Source organism: Microbacterium sp. ACRRU, from assembly GCF_022346945.1.
GTDB classification, from domain to species: Bacteria; Actinomycetota; Actinomycetes; order Actinomycetales; family Microbacteriaceae; genus Microbacterium; species Microbacterium mcarthurae.
This window is the reverse complement of the sequence record NZ_JAKRNI010000031.1, coordinates 1-21,442: the sequence shown is the minus strand read 5'-3', so window position 1 is coordinate 21,442 and position 21,442 is coordinate 1. Positions and strand designations below refer to the sequence as shown.

At 70.4% G+C, this 21,442-nt stretch carries 21 protein-coding genes and 3 pseudogenes; 19 read left to right on the top strand and 5 right to left on the bottom strand.

The window, feature by feature from the left end; translation table 11 throughout:
- Nucleotides 1-11 precede the first annotated feature (11 nt).
- Nucleotides 12-1,163, top strand: a complete 1,152-nt coding sequence (locus tag MHY30_RS12595) for an AMP-binding protein (protein WP_239277248.1) — start codon at nucleotides 12-14, stop codon at nucleotides 1,161-1,163.
- 11 nt (nucleotides 1,164-1,174) lie between these two features.
- Nucleotides 1,175-2,146, top strand: coding sequence for a 1,4-dihydroxy-2-naphthoate polyprenyltransferase (locus MHY30_RS12590; protein ID WP_239277237.1), 972 nt, complete (start codon nucleotides 1,175-1,177; stop codon nucleotides 2,144-2,146).
- 15 nt (nucleotides 2,147-2,161) lie between these two features.
- Here MHY30_RS12590 and MHY30_RS12585 read toward each other — a convergent pair whose 3' ends face one another.
- Complete coding sequence (locus tag MHY30_RS12585) at nucleotides 2,162-2,473, bottom strand: DUF4229 domain-containing protein (protein ID WP_239277236.1); 312 nt, start codon at nucleotides 2,471-2,473, stop codon at nucleotides 2,162-2,164.
- Between the two features lie 74 nt (nucleotides 2,474-2,547).
- Here MHY30_RS12585 and MHY30_RS12580 point away from each other — a divergent pair, with 74 nt between their 5' ends.
- Genes MHY30_RS12580 through MHY30_RS12570 form a run of 3 tightly spaced genes read left to right on the top strand, consistent with a single transcriptional unit; the run spans nucleotide 2,548 to nucleotide 5,671 of the window.
- Nucleotides 2,548-2,976 carry a PLD nuclease N-terminal domain-containing protein gene (locus tag MHY30_RS12580; RefSeq protein WP_239277235.1) on the top strand — a complete coding sequence of 143 codons (429 nt, stop codon included), beginning with the start codon at nucleotides 2,548-2,550 and terminating at the stop codon, nucleotides 2,974-2,976.
- A gap of 2 nt (nucleotides 2,977-2,978) precedes the next feature.
- Nucleotides 2,979-4,760 (top strand): 2-succinyl-5-enolpyruvyl-6-hydroxy-3-cyclohexene-1-carboxylic-acid synthase, encoded by a 1,782-nt coding sequence (menD, locus tag MHY30_RS12575; RefSeq protein WP_239277234.1) that lies wholly within the window; start codon nucleotides 2,979-2,981, stop codon nucleotides 4,758-4,760.
- Between the two features lie 53 nt (nucleotides 4,761-4,813).
- Nucleotides 4,814-5,671 (top strand): polyphosphate kinase 2 family protein, encoded by an 858-nt coding sequence (locus MHY30_RS12570; RefSeq protein WP_239277233.1) that lies wholly within the window; start codon nucleotides 4,814-4,816, stop codon nucleotides 5,669-5,671.
- A gap of 3 nt (nucleotides 5,672-5,674) precedes the next feature.
- Here the strand turns inward: MHY30_RS12570 and MHY30_RS12565 are convergent, their stop codons facing one another.
- Nucleotides 5,675-6,889, bottom strand: a complete 1,215-nt coding sequence (locus MHY30_RS12565) for an isochorismate synthase MenF (protein WP_239277247.1) — start codon at nucleotides 6,887-6,889, stop codon at nucleotides 5,675-5,677.
- 97 nt (nucleotides 6,890-6,986) lie between these two features.
- Between MHY30_RS12565 and MHY30_RS12560 the strand changes: the two genes are divergently transcribed.
- The 9 genes from MHY30_RS12560 to MHY30_RS12520 all read left to right on the top strand — a co-directional run bounded on the left by MHY30_RS12560 (nucleotide 6,987) and on the right by MHY30_RS12520 (nucleotide 15,755).
- On the top strand, nucleotides 6,987-7,550 hold the full coding sequence (locus MHY30_RS12560; protein WP_239277232.1) for a DUF402 domain-containing protein: 564 nt from the start codon (nucleotides 6,987-6,989) through the stop codon (nucleotides 7,548-7,550).
- A gap of 9 nt (nucleotides 7,551-7,559) precedes the next feature.
- Nucleotides 7,560-8,279 (top strand): demethylmenaquinone methyltransferase, encoded by a 720-nt coding sequence (locus MHY30_RS12555; protein WP_308192661.1) that lies wholly within the window; start codon nucleotides 7,560-7,562, stop codon nucleotides 8,277-8,279.
- 76 nt (nucleotides 8,280-8,355) lie between these two features.
- Nucleotides 8,356-9,417, top strand: a complete 1,062-nt coding sequence (locus MHY30_RS12550; RefSeq protein ID WP_239277231.1) for a polyprenyl synthetase family protein — start codon at nucleotides 8,356-8,358, stop codon at nucleotides 9,415-9,417.
- Nucleotides 9,418-9,456: 39 nt separating this feature from the next.
- Nucleotides 9,457-10,827: an FAD-dependent oxidoreductase gene (locus MHY30_RS12545; protein WP_239277230.1), complete on the top strand. Its 1,371-nt coding sequence runs from the start codon at nucleotides 9,457-9,459 to the stop codon at nucleotides 10,825-10,827.
- A gap of 78 nt (nucleotides 10,828-10,905) precedes the next feature.
- A complete protein-coding gene (locus MHY30_RS12540) occupies nucleotides 10,906-11,259 on the top strand; it encodes a hypothetical protein (protein ID WP_239277229.1) in 354 nt (117 codons plus the stop codon).
- Nucleotides 11,260-11,384: 125 nt separating this feature from the next.
- A complete protein-coding gene (locus tag MHY30_RS12535; RefSeq protein ID WP_239277228.1) occupies nucleotides 11,385-12,650 on the top strand; it encodes an extracellular solute-binding protein in 1,266 nt (421 codons plus the stop codon).
- Nucleotides 12,647-13,627, top strand: a complete 981-nt coding sequence (locus tag MHY30_RS12530; RefSeq protein ID WP_374204610.1) for a carbohydrate ABC transporter permease — start codon at nucleotides 12,647-12,649, stop codon at nucleotides 13,625-13,627. The genes MHY30_RS12535 and MHY30_RS12530 overlap by 4 nt, the downstream gene beginning before the upstream one ends.
- The gene (locus MHY30_RS12525; RefSeq protein WP_239277227.1) at nucleotides 13,627-14,475 is read left to right on the top strand and encodes a carbohydrate ABC transporter permease; all 849 of its coding nucleotides are present in this window, start codon (nucleotides 13,627-13,629) and stop codon (nucleotides 14,473-14,475) included. Before MHY30_RS12530 ends, MHY30_RS12525 begins: the two co-directional genes overlap by 1 nt.
- 11 nt (nucleotides 14,476-14,486) lie before the next feature.
- Nucleotides 14,487-15,755, top strand: a complete 1,269-nt coding sequence (locus MHY30_RS12520; RefSeq protein WP_239277226.1) for an ABC transporter ATP-binding protein — start codon at nucleotides 14,487-14,489, stop codon at nucleotides 15,753-15,755.
- Here MHY30_RS12520 and MHY30_RS12515 read toward each other — a convergent pair.
- Nucleotides 15,747-16,370: a DUF6518 family protein gene (locus tag MHY30_RS12515; RefSeq protein ID WP_239277225.1), complete on the bottom strand. Its 624-nt coding sequence runs from the start codon at nucleotides 16,368-16,370 to the stop codon at nucleotides 15,747-15,749. The genes MHY30_RS12520 and MHY30_RS12515 overlap by 9 nt on opposite strands.
- Nucleotides 16,371-16,466: 96 nt before the next feature.
- Here MHY30_RS12515 and MHY30_RS12510 point away from each other — a divergent pair, with 96 nt between their 5' ends.
- Together MHY30_RS12510 and MHY30_RS12505 are read left to right on the top strand one after the other, a co-directional pair.
- Nucleotides 16,467-17,429: an alpha/beta hydrolase gene (locus MHY30_RS12510; protein WP_239277224.1), complete on the top strand. Its 963-nt coding sequence runs from the start codon at nucleotides 16,467-16,469 to the stop codon at nucleotides 17,427-17,429.
- Between the two features lie 20 nt (nucleotides 17,430-17,449).
- Nucleotides 17,450-17,869 (top strand): annotated as a pseudogene (locus MHY30_RS12505) (AMP-binding protein); the annotation flags it as partial.
- A 189-nt stretch (nucleotides 17,870-18,058) separates the two neighbouring features.
- On the opposite strand, the pseudogene MHY30_RS12500 reads toward MHY30_RS12505, so the two are convergent.
- Nucleotides 18,059-18,547 (bottom strand): annotated as a pseudogene (locus tag MHY30_RS12500) (AMP-binding protein); the annotation flags it as partial.
- Between MHY30_RS12500 and MHY30_RS12495 the strand changes: the two are divergent.
- A pseudogene (locus tag MHY30_RS12495) lies at nucleotides 18,480-19,097 on the top strand (AMP-dependent synthetase); the annotation flags it as partial. The pseudogenes MHY30_RS12500 and MHY30_RS12495 overlap by 68 nt on opposite strands.
- Nucleotides 19,098-19,144: 47 nt before the next feature.
- The gene (locus MHY30_RS12490; RefSeq protein ID WP_239277223.1) at nucleotides 19,145-19,282 is read left to right on the top strand and encodes a hypothetical protein; all 138 of its coding nucleotides are present in this window, start codon (nucleotides 19,145-19,147) and stop codon (nucleotides 19,280-19,282) included.
- A gap of 164 nt (nucleotides 19,283-19,446) precedes the next feature.
- On the opposite strand, the gene MHY30_RS12485 is transcribed toward MHY30_RS12490, so the two are convergent.
- Nucleotides 19,447-19,935, bottom strand: a complete 489-nt coding sequence (locus tag MHY30_RS12485) for a YajQ family cyclic di-GMP-binding protein (protein WP_239277222.1) — start codon at nucleotides 19,933-19,935, stop codon at nucleotides 19,447-19,449.
- A gap of 215 nt (nucleotides 19,936-20,150) precedes the next feature.
- On the opposite strand from MHY30_RS12485, the gene MHY30_RS12480 reads away from it, so the two are divergent.
- Nucleotides 20,151-21,389, top strand: coding sequence for a maltose ABC transporter substrate-binding protein (locus MHY30_RS12480; RefSeq protein WP_239277221.1), 1,239 nt, complete (start codon nucleotides 20,151-20,153; stop codon nucleotides 21,387-21,389).
- Nucleotides 21,390-21,442 lie beyond the last annotated feature (53 nt).

Genomic DNA, 21,442 nt, shown 5'->3' with positions numbered 1-21,442 from the left:
CCGGTGCGGTCGTGAAGCTCGAGCGGTTGACGTCCGACGGCCCGCGCGACGTGCTGCGGGCGCTCCGCCACGCGGTCCTGGGGGCAGGGCCCGCCGTCGCGCTCGGCGGCGACGCGGTCCTCCCCACCGAGGTGGCCGCCGGAACAGCCGCGGTCATCACGACCTCGGGGTCGACGGGGGTGCCCAAGTCCGTCGCGATCGGACGAAACGCGCTCATCGCCAGTGCGTTCGCGACCTCCGCCCGGATCGGCGAGGGGGCGTGGCTGCTCGCGGTCCCGGCGACCTACGTCGCGGGAGTGCAGGTGCTGGTCCGGGCCCTCGTGAACGGCCGGGAGCCCGCGATGCTCACCGGACCGTTCCGCCCGGAGCCGTTCGCCGCCGCGGCCCTGGGAATGGCGTCGCACGAGAACGGCATCCGTGTCCCGACCTACACCTCCCTCGTGCCGGCACAGCTGCAGCGACTTCTCGACGCCGCCGAAGACGATTCCGACGTCGCCCGCGCGCTGCGGTCGTTCGAGGCCATCCTCGTCGGCGGTCAGGCCCTCGCTCCCGCCCTCCGGGAGCGCGCCCAGACCGCGGGGGCGCGGATCGTGCGCACCTACGGCTCGACCGAGACCTGCGGGGGATGCGTGTACGACGGGCGAGCGCTCGACGGGGTGAAGGTCGCGATCGTCGACGGCGAGGTGCGCATCTCCGGTCCCACCCTCGCGGACGGCTACGTCGGCGACCCGGATCGCACGGCCGAACTCTTCCCCGTGGATGCCGACGGCGCCCGGTGGTACCGCACGGGAGACGGCGGTGACCTCGCCGACGGTGTGCTGCGGGTCACCGGGCGGCTCGACAACGTCATCGTCTCGGGCGGGGTCAACGTCTCGCTCGACCGTGTCGAGGCGGCGGTGCGCGGCATCCCGGGCTTGGAATCGGCCGTGGTGATCCCCGTCGACGACGAGCGCTGGGGCCAGGGGTCCGCGGTCATCGCACCGCACGGTCCGGGCCTCGACGAGGGGAGGACGCTCGACCTCGTGCGCACCGAAGTGGCCGCCGTGATCGGGCCGGTCGCCCGCCCGGCGCGTCTCGTGCTGATCGATGCCGTGCCGCTCCTGGCATCCGGCAAGCCCGACCGCGCCGCCCTGCGAGCCCGGTTCGGCTCCGCGAAGAATTAGGCTTTCCCTCCGTGGCAGCACAGTCTCGCAAACGCTCGCGTCCCGCCCCGAAGCGGCGTCCCGGGGGAAATCCCCAGAAGGCCCACCGACCCGTTCCGCGCGCGGCGACCCCCGCGACCGCGCGCGATTGGATCGGCGCCGCCCGGCTGCGCACCCTGCCGCTGGCGATCACGCCCGTGCTCATCGGCACGGGAGCGGCGACCCTCGTCGACGGTCAGCTCCACTGGGTGATCGCGCTCGCGTGCCTCGCGGTCGCCTTCGCGCTGCAGATCGGCGTCAACTACGCCAACGACTACAGCGACGGCATCCGCGGCACCGATGACGTCCGGGTCGGGCCGGGCCGGCTCACGGGCGGCAAGAAGGCGAAACCGCGCACGGTGCTGATCGTGGCGTTGGCGTTCTTCGCGCTCGCCGCGCTCGTGGGTCTCGCGCTCGTCATCCGCACCGGGCAGTGGTGGCTCATCGCCGTGGGCGCCGTGTGCATCGTCGCCGCCTGGTTCTACACCGGTGGCAAGCGGCCCTACGGCTACAACGCCCTCGGAGAGGTCTTCGTCTTCGTCTTCTTCGGCCTGGTCGCCACCCTCGGCACGACGTGGCTCCAGGTGCAGTCGCTGCCGCAGGAAGCGTGGTTCGGTGCCGTGGCCGCCGGCCTTTTCGCGTGCGCGGTTCTGCTGGCGAACAACCTCCGCGATATCGACCAGGACCGTCTCGCGGGCAAGCGCACCCTCTCGGTGCTCATCGGCCGACGCGCGACGCAGGTGCTGTTCAGCGTGTTCGTCCTCGTGCCCTTCGCGATCTCGGTGTTCCTCGCGCTGGTGTACCCGATCGCGTGGCTGACGCTCCTGGCTCTGCTCGGCGCGCTGTCGGCGATCCTCATCGTCTGGACCTACCGGGCGCCGCGCGAGCTCATCGTCGCGCTTCAGGTGACGAGCTTCACGTCGGTCGGCTACGGCGCGATCCTGTTCTGGGCGTTCGTGGCCTGACCCGCGAAGCCGGCCTCAGCGTTCGGAGCCGGGGCGCTCGTCGCTCGTCGAGTCCACGACGGCGTCCTCGACGTCAGCATCCGTCTCCGCCCCGGTGCGGCGGTTCGCGGCGCGGCGCTCCGCACGACGGGCGGCGAGGTCGCCGGTCACCTGATCGAGGGGGCGCCGGAGGAACAGCAGCGACAGGCTCAGACCGATCAGCGCGGCGAAGACGGCCGCCAACCACGGCAGTTCCCGGAAGATCGGGAACAGCAGCAGGATGCCGAGGGGCACCAGGAAGGCCAGCAGGCGCAGCACCGTGTAGACCAGGGCGGAACGGGCACGCATATTCCTAGCTTACGACCGCCGGCTGACACCCCGGCGCCCGGCCGGTGTCCAGGCAGCGCCGGTAGAATCGGGTCATGGCACGCCTGTTGCTGATCCTGGCGCTCGTGGCGATCGCATTCTGGGTCTACACGATCGTCGATTGCGCCGTTCAACCGGCCGCACGCCACCGCGGGGTCAGCAAGCCCGCCTGGATGGTGATCGTGATCCTGGTTCCGGTGCTGGGCGGCATCCTGTGGTTCCTCATCGGTCGCGGCCGCGCCGGCCGCCCCGTCGTGCGGCGTGCACCCGACGACGACCCCGAGTTCCTCGGCGGGTTGTCCGCGCGTGCTCGCGCCGACCAGGACGAGCGGATCCGACGTCTCGAGGAAGAACTCGCGCAGCTCGACTCCGCCGCCGACGACCCCCGCGACAAGCGTCCGCCCGCCGAGCCCGACGGTGACGCCGGTGGTGACCCGGGCAAGGGCGACGACGACACCCGCGGTCAGCGCGGCGCCGTCGGCTGACCGTGGCACGAGAGGAACGGGGCTCCGCGGCCCCGGCGACCGACGCGGCCGCCGCGCTCCTGGCCGGTCTCGTCTCTCGCGGAGTCCGGCACCTGGTCGTCAGCCCCGGGTCCCGCTCGCAGGCGCTCGCGCTCGTCGCCGCCGACCTGGAGCGGGCGGGGATCGTGCGGCTGCACGTCCGCATCGACGAACGCGTCGCGGGCTTCACCGCGTTGGGGATCGGCCGCGAGACCGGCGTTCCCGCCGCCGTGATCTGCACGTCGGGGACGGCTGTGGCGAACCTCCTGCCGGCCGTGTTGGAAGCCCACCACGCGGGTGTGCCGCTCATCCTCCTCACCGCCGATCGCCCGCCCGAGCTGCGCGGGGTCGGAGCGAACCAGACCACGCGCCAACCCGGGCTCTTCCGCTCGGCGGCGCGCTACGAGGCCGACCTTCCCGTGCCCGAGGACGTGGATCCGGATGCCGGGGGCAGCCAGACCGCCGTCTTCGATGAAGCCGCTGCGACGGCGCTGGCCGCGGCGCTGGGGGAGGGCGCCCGGCCCGCGGGGCCGGTGCACCTCAACGTCCCGCTGCGCGAGCCCCTCGCCGGGGCCGCCCCGCGGTGGCTCGTCGACCGCGCCACGCGTGCCGCAGCCTCGGAAGACGCCGCCGCCGACGAGGGCGACGCCTCGGGCGCGCATTACCAGGGCGGCGGGGGAATCGGTATCGCCGACCTCCCGCCCGAGCCCGAGGCGCCGTACGTGCTCGAGTCGGGACCGCGAACGATCGTCGTCGCGGGAGCGGATGCCGGCCCCGCCGCGGAGGAGCTGGCCCACCGGGGCGGTTTCCCGCTCGTCGCCGAGATCGTCAGCGGGGCGCGCTTCGGACGCTCCGTGGTCCACGCGTACCGCGCTCTGCTGCGCGAGCCCGAGCTCGGCGGGCGGGTCGAGCGCGCGGTCGTGTTCGGTCACCCGACCCTGAGCCGCGAGGTGGTGCGTCTGCTCTCGCGGGAGGACGTCGAGGTCATCGCCGTCCGAGGCCCGGGGGAGCCGGTCAATCTCAACGGGGCCACCCACGCGGTGGACGCCGTGCGGGCCGCCGGTGCCGAGGATCGCGCGTGGCTGGGGGAGTGGATGCGGGCGTCTCGCGCCGCCGCCGTCGACCTCAGCCCGCCCGCCCCCGACGCGGACGGTCTTTCGTCGGCTGTCCCGCACGAGCGCCTGGGCGCGATCAACGCCGAGGTCGAGGTCATGCGCGCGCCGATCGACCGCGCGACCCTGGTCGACGCGCTGTGGCGGGCCACGTGGCCCCACGACCGTCTCGTGTTCGGTTCGTCGCGCCTCGTCCGTGTCGCCGACGATCTGCTCGGCGGCAAGAAGGTGGCGGTGCACGCGAATCGGGGGCTCGCCGGGATCGACGGCACCATCGCGACGGCGACCGGTGTGGCCGTGGCCAGTCAGGACGGCGAGCGCCCGGGTGTGACACGCGTGCTCCTCGGCGACCTCGCTTTCCTCCACGACGCCGGGGCGATGCTGCTTCCGCCCGGAGAGGACGAGCCGCGGTTGCAGGTGATCGTGGGCAACGACGGCGGAGGGACGATCTTCGACGGTCTGGAGGTGGCATCCGTCGCCGGCGAGGACGCGATGGAGCGGGTGCAGTACACACCCCAGAACGTCCGACTCGAGCATCTCGCGCTCGCCTATGGGTGGGAGTACCGCCGTATCACGACGCGGGTCGCGCTCGATCAGGCGCTCACCGCCCCCGTCGGAGGCCGGCAGCTCATCGAGGTGCCCCTGGACCGTTGAGCGCCGTCCGTCAACCACTGGCGCGCACCGCCGTCCCCCGCCACGATGTGACGATGAGTTCGCACAGCCGCTGGTCCACGCCCGCCGCCGATGCCCTGAGCGTCGCTCCGGGCTTCCGTCTCGTCGATGTCGACACCCGCGCGACCCCCGGGTACGACGGTGACAAGGATCAGGGCAAGGCGGACCTCGAAGCGGGTGTGGCGCCGCTCGCCGACCTCCAGGAGCGGCTCTTCGCGCAGAGCGTCGCGGGCACCGCCACAGGGTCGGTGCTGCTGGTGCTGCAGGCGATGGACACCGCCGGCAAGGGCGGCATCGTCAAGCACGTCGTCGGGGCCGTCGACCCGCAGGGCGTGGAGCTGGCGTCGTTCAAGAAGCCCACCGCCGAAGAGCTCTCGCACGACTTCCTGTGGCGCATCCGCAAACGCCTCCCGGATGCCGGCCGCCTCGGCGTCTTCGACCGGTCGCACTACGAGGACGTCTTGATCGGTCGCGTCCGCGAACTCGCACCCGCGGACGAGATCGAACGACGCTACGGCGCGATCGTCGCGTTCGAGGCGGAGGCGGCGGAACTCGGCATCCGCGTGGTCAAGGTGATGCTGCACATCTCCAAGGAGGAGCAGCGCGAGCGGCTGGCGGACCGTCTGGAGCGGCCCGACAAGCACTGGAAGTACAACCCCTCCGACGTCGACGAGCGCGCGCTCTGGGACGACTACATGGATGCCTACCAGGTCGCGCTCGAGCGCACGTCGACGCCGCTCGCCCCGTGGCACGTCGTCCCCGCCGACCGCAAGTGGTACGCGCGGCTGGCCGTGCAACAGCTCCTCATCGACGCTCTCACCGACATCGACCCGCAGTGGCCGGGTGCCGACTACGACATCGCGACGGAGAAGCAGCGGCTCGCGGCATCCTGACAGTCAGGCCAGAGCCTCCACGATCGGCCGGAACTTCACCCGCGTCTCGAGCAGCTCCGACTCGGGAACACTGTCGGCGACGATACCCGCGCCCGCGTACGCCGTGATCGGGGCGGTGGGCGACGACGGGGCCGCGCGGTCGATCTGGGCGCATCGCAGCGCGATCGCCCACTCCCCGTCCCCCGAGGCGTCGATCCATCCGACCGCCCCGGCGTAGCGGCCGCGGTCGAACGGTTCGAGTCGTCGGATGACCTCCATCGCGGCCGCCGTGGGGGTTCCGGCGACGGCGGCGGTGGGGTGGAGCACCGCCACGAGGTCGAGCGCGGATGCCGCCTCCGACAGCTCTCCCTCGACGTCGGTGGCGAGGTGCCAGACGTTGGGAAGCTTGAGCGTGAAGGGCTGTTCGGCGGCGGCGAGCGCCGAGGTGTGCGGCCGGAGGGCCGCGAGCACGCTCTGCACGGCGAACCGGTGCTCCTCCTGGTCTTTCGCGCTCTCGGTCAGGGCGAGAGCCGCGGCGACGTCGCTGTCGGCGTCGCCGCCGCGTGCGACCGTGCCGGCGAGGACGCGAGCGGTGACGGTGCCGCTGGACACCGTCACGAGGGTCTCGGGACTCGCGCCGATCAGCCCGTCCACGGCGAACACCCAGCAGTCCGGGTAGCCCTCGAGGAGAGCGCGGGCGAGCCGCCGCAGGTCGGAGCCGGCCGGCACGGTTCCCGTGATGTCGCGCGCGAGCACGACCTTGCCCACTTCGCCGCCGTGCACCGCTTCGACGGCCTGGCGGACGGCATCCTGATACCCCTCGGCGGTCTGCTGACCGGGGCCGAGGGTGGCCGACCAGTGGGGGCCGAACGGCGACCGCGGTGGCAGGTCGGGCTCGGGTTCGTCGGGGGTGTCGGCGAAGGCGATGCGCGTCACCCACGCGCGCCCGCCGTAGCGACCCACGATCGTGCCCGGGACGCGCAGAACGTTCTCGCGCTCCGACCGGGGATCGAACACGAACGACCCGAACGCCACGAGACCCGTGCCCGGAAGGCGGACCGGATCGTCGACCTCGGCGGCTGCGGCGATGCGCCGCCAGCGGTCGGCGATCGTGGCATCCCCCGGCTGAGCGCCCGTGTACCGCAGCGTCAGCAGGTCGCCGAAGCCGGCGAGCGACTCGCCACGACGGCTCCAGAAGAGCGGGTCGTACCCGGTGGTGTAGCCGAGCACGTCCTCCATCGGGGGCAGTTCGCGCGTGACGACACGCAGACGCGGGACGAGGTCATCCGCCGGTTCCTGCACGTTCCCACAGTAGACCGCGACTTAGACTCGCGGCATGACCTCCCGTCCCGCACCCGGCACCCGGCTCGTGTTCCGCTGGCGCAAATGGGACGGCTCGCCGCACTGGGAGCAGGACTGCGTGTACCTCGGCTCCGATGAGTGGGGCGACTGGTTCGGACAGCGGGTCGGCTGGCGCAGTGTGCGTCCGGGGCGTGAGTTCGTCTGCCGCGAGCCGAACGTGACGCTCGTACCCGCCAGCGGTGACTGGGCCTTCACCCACAACGCCGCACCCCACCCGGTCGCCGTCTACATCGATCTCGCGTGGGATGCCGGGTGGAACGAGGAGGGGGCCCCGGTGGGCGTCGACATGGACCTCGACGTCGTGCGTCGGACCGATGAACGGGGCACGTGGATCGACGACCGCGACGAGTGGGACGATCACCGCGTCCGGTACGGGTACCCGGCCGACGTCGTCACGCACCTCGAATCCGTCGCGGTCGACCTCGAGCGCCGCGTGCGGGCGGGTGAGGCGCCGTTCTCGGACGAGGTGACCGGGCCGTGGCTGCAGCGCCTCGCCGACCTCGCGCAACCCGGGGCCGACGCCGCGGCCCGCGCCTAGACTCGACGCGTGAGCAGCGACCCCAACCGCGCCGATCTCGGCAAGGATCCCCAGCGCGTCAGCGGCATGTTCGACCAGGTGGCCGCGGCCTACGACCGGACGAACTCGGTGCTGAGCCTCGGCAACGACCGGTTCTGGCGCGTCGCGACCCTCCGGGCCGTCGCGCCGCGGCGCGGCGAGCGGATCCTCGACCTCGCCGCCGGCACCGGGACGTCGTCGATGGCGTTCGTCCCGAGCGGTGCGCACGTGGTCGCCGCCGACTTCTCGCGCGGCATGATCGCCGAGGGCCGTCGCCGTCACGGCGACGTCCCGAATCTCGAGTTCGTGCAGGCGGATGCCACCGACCTGCCGTTCCAGGACGGGGAGTTCGACGCGGTGACGATGTCGTTCGGCCTGCGCAACGTCAACGATCCTCGTCGCGCGCTGCGGGAGCTCCGCCGTGTGACGCGGCCGGGGGGACGCATCGTGGTGTGCGAGTTCTCGCATCCGCCGTCCCGGGCGTTCAACGGTCTCTACCGCTTCTACAACGACCGCGTCCTGCCGGTGGTCGCGAAGGCGGTCAGCTCGAACGCCGAGGCGTACGACTATCTCAACGAGTCGATCCGCGACTGGCCGGATCAGCCGACGTTGGCGTCGTGGATGCGGGACGCCGGGTGGGCCGACGTGGCGTACCGGAACCTCACCTTCGGCATCGTGGCCCTCCACCGCGGAGTCAACCCCGGCGCGTAGCCCGGACGATGCGCGCCCTGTCAACCGTCGAGATACCGTCGGCGGCCTGTGACCGCGCCAGGATAGGCTGGAAATCGTGACCCCGAGACCGCCCGCGGCCGGCTCCCGCCTGTCGGGCAAGCTGGGCCTGAGTGACCGCATCTTCGGCGGGCTGCGCGCGCGCACCCTGCTCTCCACCGTCGAGGCCGGTCTCGACCTCGTCGAGAGCACGCTGGAGCGCGAGGTACGCAGCGCCGACAAGCTCGCCGATGTCACCGCCCGCTATCTGTACGAGGCCGGCGGCAAACGGGTGCGTCCCATGCTCGCGATCCTGACGGCGCAGCTCGGGCAGGGCACCACGACCGAGGTCGTCGAGGTCGCCACGGCCCTGGAGCTGACGCACCTGGGGTCGCTGTACCACGACGACGTCATGGACGGCGCAGACAAGCGGCGCGGCGTGCCGAGCGCTCAGACCGTGTGGGGCAACAACATCGCCATCCTCACCGGCGACCTGCTGTTCTCCCGCGCGAGCCAGCTCATGGCGCGCCGCGGTGAGCGCGCGATCCAGTTGCAGGCCGACACGTTCGAGCGTCTCGTGCTCGGGCAGATGCACGAGACCGTGGGCCCGCAGGAGGGCGACGAGCCGGTGGAGTTCTACCTGCGCGTGCTCGCCGACAAGACGGGCTCGCTGATCGCGGCGGCCGCCCAATCGGGTGTCATCTACTCGGGTGCTCCCGAGGAGTTCGAGGCCCCCATGGTCGTCTTCGGCGAGAAGGCGGGCGTCGCCTTCCAGCTGCTCGACGACGTCATCGATCTGTCGCCCGATCCCTCCGAGACGGGCAAGGTGCCCGGCACCGACCTGCGCGCGGGCGTTCCGACGATGCCCTACCTCCTCCTCGGACACCGCACCGATCAGGCATCCGCCGACCTGCGGGCCCGCATCGACGAGGGGCAGGACCGCATCGCCGCCGGCGCCGACCCGGCGATCCTCGACGACGCGCTCACCGAGCTTCGTGAGCACGAGACCACGCGCGAGACGCTCGACCTGGCCCACCGCTGGTCGCAGGAAGCGATCGACGCGCTCGCTCCGCTGCCGGACGGTGCCGTCCGCGAGGCCCTGACGCGCTTCGCGCGCGCGGTGGCCGACCGCTCCGCCTGACCTTTTCCGCACCCCCCGATCACGATCGAGAGGATTCCCATGAAGCTGCGCCTTGCCATCGTCGGAGCCGGACCCGCCGGCATCTACGCCGCCGACATCCTGCTGAAGGCCGAGCGCCAGTTCGACGTGTCGATCGACCTGTTCGAGCAGCTGCCCGCCCCGTACGGTCTCGTCCGCTACGGCGTCGCGCCCGACCACCCGCGCATCAAGGGCGTCATCACGGCCCTGCGCGAGGTGCTCGACCGCGGCGACATCCGGATCTTCGGCAACGTGCGCTTCGGTGAGGACATCACCCTCGACGACCTCAAGCAGCACTACAACGCGGTGATCTTCGCCACCGGCGCCATCCGCGACGCCGATCTCGACATCCCCGGGATCGACGCGAAGGGCTCCTACGGCGCCGCCGACTTCGTCAGCTGGTTCGACGGGCACCCCGACGTGCCGCGCGAGTGGCCGCTGGAGGCCGAGTCGGTCGCGGTCATCGGCAACGGCAACGTCGCCCTCGACATCACGCGCATCCTCGCCAAGCACGCGGACGACCTGCTTCCGACCGAGATCCCCGCGAACGTGTACGAGGGACTCAAGGCATCGCCCGTCACCGACGTGCACGTGTTCGGCCGCCGCGGTCCCGCGCAGGTGAAGTTCACCCCGCTGGAGCTGCGCGAGCTCGGCGAGCTGCGCGACGTCGACATGGTCGTGTACGACGAGGACTTCGACTACGACGAGGCCTCCCGCACCGCCATCGAGACCAACAAGCAGGTCAAGGTCATCGACCGTGTGCTGCAGCAGTGGCGCACCCGCCCGGGCGCGAACAACGCCGGGGGAGAGGCATCCCGCCGCCTGCACCTGCACTTCTGGGCGAAGCCGCTCGAGGTCGTGACGGATGCCGAGGGCCGGGTCGCGGCGCTGAAGTACGAGCGCACACGCCCCGACGCCGAGGGCGGCGTCGTCGGCACCGGCGAGATTCGCGAGGTGCCGATCCAGGCGATCTACCGCGCCGTGGGCTATTTCGGTTCGCCGTTGGCCGACGTGCCCTTCGACGAGCGACACGGCGTCATCCCGAACCACGAGGGTCAGGTGCTGGCATCCGACTCGAACTCGCGGATCCCCGGTCTCTACGCGACCGGCTGGATCAAGCGCGGACCCGTCGGCCTCATCGGCCACACCAAGTCGGATGCCATGGAGACGGTGCGCCATCTCATCAACGACCAGGGCGAGTGGTGGCGGCCGGCCCACCCCGAGGAGGAGGCCATCCCGGCGCTCCTGGCCGAGCGCGGTGTGCGCTGGACCGACCTCGCGGGCTGGCACCGTCTCGACGAGCACGAGATCGCCCTCGGTGCCCCGCACGAGCGTGCCCGCATCAAGGTCGTTCCGCGCGAGGAGATGATCCGGGTCTCGCGCGGCGAGTGACCCGATGTGCTCTCGGGCAGCCCCTCGCCGGGCAGCCCTCGGCGCGAGGGGGGCCAGAGGATCGTTCGGAGGGGTTGAGTGAGCATCGCGGCGATCCTGATGGGTGTCTTCCTCATCTGCGCGGGAGTGGCGGCGTATCTCGGTCGCTGGCGACGATGGGCCTTCGCGCGTCCCGTCTTCTCGTACGCGATCGGTTTCGGCGTGCTCTACATGGGTGTCGGCATGGTGATCTTCGGTGTTCTGACGATGGTCGGAGACGCCGTTCCTCTGGGCGTGGAGCGGGTCGCCGCCGTGGTCGTCCTCGCGCTAATCGCGATCATGCTGCTGTCCCTGTTCTGGTTCCCGTCCTTCCTGACCCCGCGGTGGTTCCGGACCGAGCGGACGGCGCAACGCGGCGCGCGCGGGACGAAGGGCGCTCCCCCGTCCGCCTGACGCCCGCGCGCGAGTAACACCCATCCCACGGCCGAGGCAACCCTCGCGACCGGAATCGACCCCCGTCGGCAGGATGGAGTGCACGACGGCGGGCGCCGGTGCCCGCGACGACGCGAGGGGGCCGGATGCGAAGAGCCAGACGGATCGTGGCCGGAGTCTCCGCCCTGGCCCTCGCGGGCACGCTCGGCGCGTGTTCCGCCGATGACGGGGTGCCGACCCTCACGTGGTACATCAACCCCGACGACGGCGGTCAGGCCGAGATCGCGGCATCCTGCACGGAAGCCGCAGACGGGGCATACCGGATCGAGACCTCGCTGCTGCCGCGCGACGCCGCGTCGCAGCGCGAGCAGCTCGCCCGGCGTCTCGCGGCCAGCGACCGCTCGCTCGACATCATGAGCCTGGATCCGCCGTTCATCCCCGAACTGGCCGAGCCGGGGTTCCTCGCCCCCGTCCCCGACGACCTGCAGAACACCGACGGGGTCGTGCAGGGCGCCGTGCAGTCCGCGAGTTGGAACGACGAGCTGGTCACGGTGCCGTTCTGGGCCAACACGCAGCTGCTCTGGTACCGCAAGTCGGTCGCCGAAGCCGCAGGCCTCGACATGACGCAGCCGGTCACGTGGGATCAGATCATCCAGGCAGCCGAGGACCAGAGCAAGCAGCTGGGGGTGCAGGGCGCGCTCGCGGAGTCGATGACGGTGTGGATCAACGCGCTCGTGGCCTCGGCGGGCGGCGAGATCCTCGAGAACCCCGACGCCACCCCCGACGAGATGCAGCTCGGACTGGACACCGACGCCGGTCGCGCCGCGGCCGACATCATCGGCCGCATCGGCTCGTCCGGTCTCGGCGGCTCGGGCCTGCCCACGGCCGACGAGAACGCGAGCATGAACCTGTTCCAGGGCGACAACGGCTCGTTCATGGTCAACTGGCCCTTCGTCTACCCGGCGATGCAGGGCGCCGCTCCCGAGGTCGTCGAAGACCTGGGATGGGCCGTCTACCCGCGGGTGGATGCCGGGACTCCCGCCGCACCGCCGGTCGGGGGGATCAATCTCGGCGTCGGCGCGTACAGCGCGCACACCGACCTCGCCTGGCAGGCGGTGGCGTGCATCGTCAGCCCCGAGAACCAGGCGCAGTACTTCGTCACCAACGGCAACCCGCCCTCCAACACCGCGGCCTACGACGACCCCGAGGTGCAGGAGAAGTTTCCGATGGCCGACACGATCCGCGAGTCGCTCGACCTCGGCGCCCCGCGGCCGCAGACGCCGTACTACAACGAGATCTCGATCGGGCTCCAGCGCACGTGGCATCCGCCCAACGCCGTGAACCCCGACACCACGCCGCAGACGTCGACGGACTTCATCCTCGCGGTGCTGAGAGGGGAGAGGCTGCTGTGACCGCCGAAATCGCCGCGGCCGGCAAAGTCCGGACCGACACCGAGGCCACCCCTTCCGCACCGAAGCAGAAGAAGCGCCGATCCGACCGTGCGCGCGCCGAGGCTCGCCTCGGCTGGATGCTCGCCGGCCCCGCGTTCGGCATCATGCTGCTGGTCACGCTGTACCCGATCGTGCAGGCGCTGTGGGACTCGTTGTTCAGTCTTCGCCTGACCGCGCCGGACGATCGCGAGTTCATCTGGTTCCGCAACTACGCCGTGATCCTCGGAGACCCGGCGTTCTGGCAGTCGATGGGGGTCACACTCTTCATCACGGTCGTCACGGTGCTTCTCGAACTCATCCTCGGGTTCGGGTTCGCGCTCGTCATGCACCGCGCGATCAAGAAGCTCCGCGGGTTCGCCCGCACCGCGATCCTCGTGCCGTACGGCATCATCACCGTGGTCTCGGCGTTCGCGTTCTTCTACGCGTTCGACATCAACTCCGGCGGCTACGTGAACAGCTGGCTGGCGTGGATCCCCGGTTTCGACGAGAACCTCAACTGGTTCGCCTACCAGGGAACCTCTCTCACCGTGATCATCCTCAGCGAGGTGTGGAAGACGACGCCGTTCATCTCGCTCCTCCTCCTATCCGGTCTCGCGCAGGTCCCGGGCGACCTGGAGGAGGCCGCGAAGGTCGACGGCGCGACGGCGTGGGAAGTCCTGCGTCGCGTCATCCTGCCGAACATGAAGGCGGCGATCATGGTCGCCGTGCTGTTCCGCACGCTGGAGGCGTTCCGCATCTTCGACAACATCTTCATCATGACCGCGGGTGCCAACGACACCGAGGCGCTGTCGCTCCTGGCCTACAACACCTCGATCGGACGGCTGGAGATCGGTCTCGGCTCGGCGATCTCGGTGCTGCTGTTCCTCAGTGTGCTGATCATCGCGGGGATCTTCATCAAGGGCTTCAAAGTCGACCTGTCCGCAGGGAGGAATGGGTAATGCGCGCGATGACCTGGCCCCAGCGGATCACGTGGATCGTCATCATCGCGGTCGTCCTGGTGTGGTCGCTGTTCCCCGTGTTCTCAATCGCGATGACGTCGTTCAAGACGCCCGCGGGTCTGTTCTCGGGCACGTTGCTGCCCCAGGAGTGGACGCTCGACAACTACGCGACGATCCTCGCCCCCGGCGGCAGCGCACAGGACCTGTTCCTGCCGGCGCTGCGCAACTCGATCGGCATCTCCCTGATCGCGACGTTCATCGCGGTCGTGCTGGCGACGCTGTGCGCCTACGCCATCGCACGGCTCGACTTCCCCGGCAAGCGGGTCATCCTCACCACGGCGCTCGCGGTGTCGGTGTTCCCGATCGTGTCGATCGTGACGCCGCTGTTCAACCTGTGGCGCGTCGTCGGGCTGTATGACACGTGGCTCGGGCTCATCATCCCGTACCTGTCGCTCACGCTCCCCATCTCCATCTGGACCCTCGCGGCGTTCTTCCGTCAGATCCCGTGGGAGCTCGAGCAGGCGGCGCAGGTCGACGGCGCCACGCCGTTCGAGGCGTTCCGCAAGACCGTGGTGCCGCTGGCCGCGCCCGGTGTGTTCACCACCGCGATCATCGCGTTCTTCATCGCCTGGAACGACTTCGTCTACGGCATCTCGTTGACCTCGACGGATGCCGCCCGCCCGGTGCCGGCGGCGCTGTCGTTCTTCACCGGGGCATCGCAGTTCGAGGAACCCACGGGGGCGATCTCGGCCGCGGCGATCGTCGTGACCATCCCCATCGTCATCGTCGTCGTGATCTTCCAGCGCCGGATCGTGTCCGGTCTCACGCAGGGCGCCGTCAAAGGCTAAGGAGCGAATCCATGGCATCCATCACCCTCAACCGCATCGTCAAGACCTACGACGACGGCTTCACCGCGGTCAAGGGCGTCGACCTCGACATCGCCGACGGCGAGTTCGTGATCCTCGTCGGCCCCTCGGGCTGCGGAAAGTCGACGCTGCTGCGCATGATCGTCGGGCTCGAAGACATCTCGGACGGCGAACTGAAGATCGACGACGAGGTCGTCAACGACAAGGCGCCCAAGGACCGGAACCTCGCGATGGTGTTCCAGAACTACGCGCTCTACCCGCACCTGACCGTGTACGAGAACATCGCCTTCCCGATGCGGCTGAAGTCCAGCGACCTCGACGACAAAGAGATCGACGAGCGCGTCCGAAAGGCGTCGAAGCTGCTCGAACTCGACGAGCACCTCGAGCGCAAGCCCGCGAACCTCTCCGGCGGTCAGCGTCAGCGCGTCGCGATGGGACGGGCGATCGTGCGCAACGCCAGCGCGTTCCTGTTCGACGAGCCGCTGTCGAACCTCGATGCGAAGCTGCGCGGTCAGATGCGCACCGAGATCGCGCGACTTCAGCGCTCGCTCGGCATCACCACCGTGTACGTCACCCACGACCAGACCGAGGCGATGACGCTCGGCGACCGTGTGGCGGTGCTCCGGCGGGGCGAGCTGCAGCAGGTTGCGAGCCCGCGCGGACTGTACGACCAGCCCGTGAACCTGTTCGTCGCGGGATTCATCGGCTCACCGCCGATGAACTTCCTCAGCGGTACGGTCGACGGCGACGTGCTGCGCCTGCCGTTCGCCGATGTCCCTCTCGACGATCGGCTGCGGGCCGCGGTCGAGGGTCGGGACCTCGTGATCGTCGGTGTCCGCCCCGACGCGTTCGAGGACGCCGATGCCACCGAGCGCGATCTCACGGGCGGCATCACCGCCGGTCTCGACATCGAGATGACGGAGTGGCTGGGCGAGGTGCTCTACGCGTACGTGCCGTACGAGACCGACGCGACGGTGAAGGAGAAGCTCTCCGAACTGGACCGCGACCTGGACGGCGAGAGCCTGCGCACCGAGCTCGTCGTGGCCCTGGATGCCATGAGTGCGATCCGTGCCGGCGACACCGCCCGTCTGTGGTTCTCGCCGGACTCTCTGCACCTGTTCGACCCGGAGACGGGCGTCAACCTCACCCGCGACGAGGCGAAGGCCGAGAAGCTCGAGGAGGACGCCCGCTCCGCGCGCAAGCGCGCGCTGGAGCGTGCCAAGGAGCGGGCGGAGCGGGAGAACGCGTCGCCCTCACGCTGACGCGCCGAGCTGCCCCAGCCAGACGTAGAACCAGACGAACAGGCTGGCGCCGACGATCGCGGCGAGACCGCCGGTGACGCTCGGCGCGATGCGCGGGCGGGCCTGGAGGATCACGGCCGTCATGAGGGCGAGCCCGAGCACGATCTGCAGGATCCAGTACACGGGGCTCGTCGTCGCGGCGACCACCGTCAGCCCGTAGACGCCCTCGCCGAGGAGGACGGCGGCGACCGGCGCCGCGGCGACGGGCTTCCACCCGGCGGGTCCCGACCGCACGAGTGCCGCCGACACTCCGACGATGGGACCGGCGAGCACTCCCACGATCGTGAACGTGTCCTGGAACGGCTCGGCGTAGTAGTACCCCCGCCAGCCCGAGACGATGCGGTACCCCTCGATGAGCAGCACGAAGGACACTATCCCCAACGCGGCGGCGATCGGCGGCCGTACCCGCGACAGCCAGATCACGCCGAAGGTGAGGATCGTCCACCCTCCCGCCGAGTTCGCGAACGACACCAGGGCGTCCGGCAGCAGCGTCTGACCCCAGCTGGTGAGGCCGCCGAGCGCGAGCGATGCCGCGGCGACGGCGAGGGCGGGAACGAGCCAGTGCCGAGGGTGCATGTCTTCACGGTAGGCAGCGGCGGCCGGGCGCGCGTCCTCCCGGAGAGGGTGGTCGTGTCATTCTTCCGATGGATGCCGTCGCCCTAGGCTGAGGCCATGGGGGACTGGCATCCGGACATCCTCGGCGACGGCTTCGAGCAGCGCACGCTGCCGCTCGGCGCGGATGACGAGGGAGAGGTCGTCGCGACGCTCGTCCGCGCGATGCCCCACCCGGGAGCGCGGCTGTTCGGGGCGTGGCGCGAGATCGATGTGCTGTACGTGCACGGGTGGTCGGACTACTTCTTCCAGACGGGTCTCGCGCGCTTCTTCACCGAGCGGGGCGCCCGCTTCCACGCGCTCGACCTGCGCAAGTACGGCCGCAGCATCCGCCCCGGCCAGACGCGCGGGTACGTTGCGGCGCTCGACGTCTACGACGCCGACATCGAGGCGGCCCTGGATGCCATGGGCACCGAGGGCCAGGGGCGGCGCCTGGTGCTCCTCGGCCACAGCACCGGGGGACTGACCCTCACGCTCTGGGCCGCGCGGCATCCGGGGCGCGCGCACGCCGTCGTTCTCAACAGCCCGTGGCTCGAGCTGCAGCTCGGTCCCCTGGGGCGACAGGCGCTCGCGCCGATCCTCAACGCCCGTGCCCGCATCGACCCGCTCGGCACCCATCCCGCGGTCGACCTCGGGTTCTACACCCGCGCCCAGCGCGAGGTCGGGTCGCTGCCCGACAGCCCTGACGGGTGGCGCCCCGAGCGCGGCTTCCCCACGCACCCGGGCTGGCTCGCCGCCGTGGTCACCGGCCACGCGCGGGTGGCGTCCGGGGTCGACGTCGGGTGTCCCGCGCTCGTGCTGCTGTCGGCTCGGTCCACCTCCGCGCTGGCATGGAGCGACGCGATGCTCGGTTCGGACTCGGTGCTCGTCGTGGACGACATCGCCCGCGCGGCGACCCGCATCGCGCGCGAGGTGACGATCGCCCGGATCGACGGGGCGCTGCACGACGTGTTCCTGTCGCGGCCCGAGGCCAGGGATGCCGCGTACACCGCGCTCGACCGCTGGTTGGGGTGGCTAGCGTAGAGGGTGAGTGAAGGAGCCCCATGACCTCGACCACCCCCACCGAGCTGTACCGCGCCGCGCGCGACGAACTGCTCGCCGCCCGCACGGATCCGGCTCGGGCCGCGTCCTTCACGTGGCCTCGCGTCGAGGGGCCGTTCAACTGGGCGATCGACTGGTTCGACCCGATGGCGCGGGGCAACGATCGACCGGCGCTCATCGTGGTCGACGACGACGAGACGCACCACGAGCGGACGTTCGATGAGCTCGCACGCCGCTCCGACCAGCTCGCCGCGTGGTTGGCATCCCAGGGCGTGCGCACGGGGGATGCGGCGCTGCTGATGCTGGGCAACCAGGTCGAGCTGTGGGAGTCGATGCTCGCGATCATGAAGCTCGGCGGTGTGATCGCCCCGACCACGACCGCCCTCGGCCCGGGCGACCTCGCCGACCGCATCGCGCGCGCGGAGATCCGCCACGTCATCGTCGGGTCCGCAGATGCCGACAAGTTCGATGACGCCCCGGCGGAGCTCGGCCGTGTCGTCGTGGGGGAGGCGCGCTCCGGGTGGGCCCGGTACGACGACGCGTTCGAGGCGGATGCGCCGCCGTGTGTTGGCGACGATCGCGGTCATCTCGGTCTGCCCGTATCCGTCGCGGATGTCGAGGCCCCACGCGCGCTGCACGTGCGCGATGACCTCCGGGTTAAGGGGCTCCCCGGCCGACACGACCTCGCGCAAAGCACCGCGACGACCCGTGAGGTCGGCCTGGATGAGCATGCGCCACACGGTCGGCGGCGCGCAGAACGTCGTCACGCGATCGCGCTCGAGTTCGGCCAGCAGCCGGTCGGCCGAGAACCGTGAGTAGTTCAAAGCGAGCACCGTCGCCTCGGCGATCCACGGCGCGAAGAAACAGCTCCACGCGTGCTTCGCCCATCCCGGCGAGCTGATCGCCAGGTGCACGTCGCCGGGCTCCAACCCGAGCCAGTACACGGTGCTCAGGTGCCCCACCGGATACGACGCGTGCGTGTGCTCGACGAGCTTCGGCTTCGACGTCGTGCCCGAGGTGAAGTACAGCGCACCCCTCGTGCCCGGGTCGATGGGACGCCCGTTGCCGGGTTGCCCGGTCGTGATCGTCGATCCCCTCACCGGCGAGCGCGCCGACGAGGGCGAGATCTGCCTCGACCTGACCGAACGTCCCGTGAACCTCATGACGGGATACGTCGGGGATGCCGAGCGCAACGCGGATGCGTTCGCCGACGGCCTCTTCCACACCGGCGATGTCGCGCGCCGCGACGAGACCGGCAGCATCACCTACATCGGCCGCACGGACGACGTCTTCAAGTCCTCGGACTACAAGATCAGCCCGTTCGAACTCGAGAGCGTGCTGATCGAGCACCCCGCGGTCGTGGAAGCGGCCGTCGTGCCCGCCCCGGACGATCTGCGGCTGTCGGTGCCCAAGGCCTACGTCGTGTTGGCATCCGGTCATGAGCCCGGGGAGGACGTCGCGATGGAGATCCTGCGCTTCGCCCGCGAGAATCTCGCCCCCTTCCAGCGTCTGCGTCGCATCGAGTTCGCGGAGTTGCCGAAGACCATCTCGGGAAAGATCCGTCGTGTCGAACTGCGCGATCGCGAAGAGCGTGCCGCCCGGGGCGAGGTCGTCGTCGTCGAGTGGCGGGACGACCGCCTGCGGGGCTGACGGCAAGCCCCTCGCCCCCCGGCGACCGCGCATGTGACGATCGCTTCATGGACAACGAGAAGAAGCAGCCGTTCGAGAACCCCACCGTCGACGACGACAGTGACATGCCCTCGCCCGAGGATGACCGCTCGATGGGGCGCGAGACCGAGCGTGAGATCGACCAGCTGATCGGTGGCATCGAGTGACGACGCAGGCCCCGTAGGCCCTCTAGCCGGGCTCGGTCGTTCGGATCAGCCCGCAGTCCACGCACGACCACGCCACGAGGAACCGCTCGTCGTCGAGCACCTCGAACCGCAGCGGCTCGCCGCAGGTCGGGCAGCGGGGGAGGGCGTCGGCCGTCGTCAGCGCGTCACCGGTAGTTGACGAACTGCAGGTCGACGTCGAGGTCGGCGGCCTTGAGAAGCCGCTGCACTTCCTGGAGGTCGTCGCGCGACTTCGACTGCACGCGGAGTTCGTCGCCCTGGATCTGCGACTTGACTCCCTTGGGGCCCTCGTCGCGGATGATCTTGCCGATCTTCTTGGCGTTCTCCTGCGAGATGCCTTCCTTGAGGGTCGACGTGATGCGGTACTCGCGGCCGCTGGCGGTCGGCTCGCCGGACTCGAGGCTCTTCAGCGAGATGCCGCGCTTGATGAGCTTGGTCTGGAAGACGTCGAGGACGGCGTTGGCGCGCTCCTCGGAGTTCGCCTTGATGAGGATCGCCTCGCCGCTCCACTCGATCGACGCGTCGGTGCCTTTGAAGTCGTAGCGCTGCTCGACCTCTTTGCGCGCCTGGTTGAGGGCGTTGTCGGCTTCCTGGCGGTCGATCTTGGAGACGATGTCGAATGAGCTGTCGGCCATCCCGCGATTCTACCGAGCCGTGACGCGCAGGCCAGGGGAGTGCCGTCGGTAGATCACAGGTTGGTATCGACGTGCGCGGCGCTTTGCGGCCAGGGTGTTCGTCCTTCACTATGTAAGCGCTTGCAACGTAAGCGCTTGCATGCGCACCCGGGGCCGATGACGTCCGCGATCTGGACGATCTGGAGCCCCTCCCCCCACCAGAGAGGCACACACCAATGAAGGTGAAATCCACGAGCGCACTCGGCTTCGGCGTTCTCATCGCTGCCGGTTCGCTGCTGCTGGCCGGTTGCTCCGGCAGCGGTTCCACCCCGCAGGCCAGCGGCGACGCCGCCGCGGCCGGCACCCTGACCGTCTGGGTCGACGCGAACCGCGCTGACGCCCTCAAGGATGTCGCGGCCACCTTCGCCGACGAGAAAGGCATCGCGGTCGACCTCATCGAGAAGGACTTCTCGAAGATCCAGGCCGACTTCGCCGCTCAGGTTCCCACGGGCAAGGGTCCCGACATCACGGTCGGCGCCCACGACTGGCTCGGCGGTTTCGTGCAGGACGGCCTCGTCGCCCCGATCGAGCTCGGCGACACGGCATCCGACTTCCAGGACGTCGCCATCCAGGCGTTCACCAACGACGGCAGGGTCTACGGCCTGCCGTACGCGACCGAGAACATCGCGCTCATGCGCAACGTCGATCTCGTCCCCGAGGCTCCCACCTCGTTCGACGACATGATCGCCAAGGGCGCGGCCGCCGGCGTGCAGTACCCGTTCGTCATGGGCCTCGACCCGGCCAACGCCGACCCGTACCACCTGTACCCGTTCCAGACCTCGTTCGGGAACTCGGTCTTCGCGCGCAACGCGGACGGCAGCTACGACGGCTCGCAGCTGACGATCGGCGACGAGGCCGGGCAGGCGTTCGCCGCGTGGCTCGGCGCGCAGGGCACCGCGGGCACGATCAACCTGAACCTTACGCAGGACCTGTCCAAGGAAGCCTTCAACTCCGGCCAGACGCCCTTCATCCTCACCGGGCCCTGGAACGTCGCGGATGCCGAGGCCAAGGGCATCAACATCGCGATCGACCCGATCCCCTCGGCCGGCGGCCAGCCCGCGCAGCCGTTCGTGGGTGTGCAGGGCTTCTACCTCAGCGCGAAGTCGCAGAACGCGCTCGCCGCGAACGAGTTCCTCGTGAACTACCTCGGCACCGAGCCGGTGCAGACCGCGCTGTACGAGGCGGGCGACCGTCCGCCGGCTCTCAAGGCCGCGTACGAGAAGGCTGCCGCCGACCCGATCATCGCCGGCTTCGGCGAGGTCGGCGCACAGGGCGCTCCGATGCCGAGCATCCCCGAGATGGGCTCGGTGTGGGAGTTCTGGGGCGTCGCCGAGGTCGCGGTGCTGAAGGGTGAGGACCCGACGGCGACGTGGACCACCATGTCCGACGACATCCAGGCCAAGATCACCGGCTGAGCCGGCGCCGCGGCGGGCCCCCTCGCGGTCGCCCGCCGCGGCATCCCCCTTCT

What these genes read in the sequence shown, in the direction of transcription:
- MHY30_RS12585 (WP_239277236.1), bottom strand. Translation starts at nt 2,473, where the DNA reads ATGCGTGCCCGTTCCGCCCTGGTCTACACGGTGCTGCGCCTGCTGGCC.
- MHY30_RS12580 (WP_239277235.1), top strand. Translation starts at nt 2,548, where the DNA reads ATGGCACGCCTGTTGCTGATCCTGGCGCTCGTGGCGATCGCATTCTGG.
- MHY30_RS12570 (WP_239277233.1), top strand. Translation starts at nt 4,814, where the DNA reads ATGAGTTCGCACAGCCGCTGGTCCACGCCCGCCGCCGATGCCCTGAGC.
- MHY30_RS12565 (WP_239277247.1), bottom strand. Translation starts at nt 6,889, where the DNA reads ATGGAGGACGTGCTCGGCTACACCACCGGGTACGACCCGCTCTTCTGG.
- MHY30_RS12560 (WP_239277232.1), top strand. Translation starts at nt 6,987, where the DNA reads ATGACCTCCCGTCCCGCACCCGGCACCCGGCTCGTGTTCCGCTGGCGC.
- MHY30_RS12545 (WP_239277230.1), top strand. Translation starts at nt 9,457, where the DNA reads ATGAAGCTGCGCCTTGCCATCGTCGGAGCCGGACCCGCCGGCATCTAC.
- MHY30_RS12535 (WP_239277228.1), top strand. Translation starts at nt 11,385, where the DNA reads ATGCGAAGAGCCAGACGGATCGTGGCCGGAGTCTCCGCCCTGGCCCTC.
- MHY30_RS12525 (WP_239277227.1), top strand. Translation starts at nt 13,627, where the DNA reads ATGCGCGCGATGACCTGGCCCCAGCGGATCACGTGGATCGTCATCATC.
- MHY30_RS12520 (WP_239277226.1), top strand. Translation starts at nt 14,487, where the DNA reads ATGGCATCCATCACCCTCAACCGCATCGTCAAGACCTACGACGACGGC.
- MHY30_RS12515 (WP_239277225.1), bottom strand. Translation starts at nt 16,370, where the DNA reads ATGCACCCTCGGCACTGGCTCGTTCCCGCCCTCGCCGTCGCCGCGGCA.
- MHY30_RS12510 (WP_239277224.1), top strand. Translation starts at nt 16,467, where the DNA reads ATGGGGGACTGGCATCCGGACATCCTCGGCGACGGCTTCGAGCAGCGC.
- MHY30_RS12490 (WP_239277223.1), top strand. Translation starts at nt 19,145, where the DNA reads ATGGACAACGAGAAGAAGCAGCCGTTCGAGAACCCCACCGTCGACGAC.
- MHY30_RS12485 (WP_239277222.1), bottom strand. Translation starts at nt 19,935, where the DNA reads ATGGCCGACAGCTCATTCGACATCGTCTCCAAGATCGACCGCCAGGAA.
- MHY30_RS12480 (WP_239277221.1), top strand. Translation starts at nt 20,151, where the DNA reads ATGAAGGTGAAATCCACGAGCGCACTCGGCTTCGGCGTTCTCATCGCT.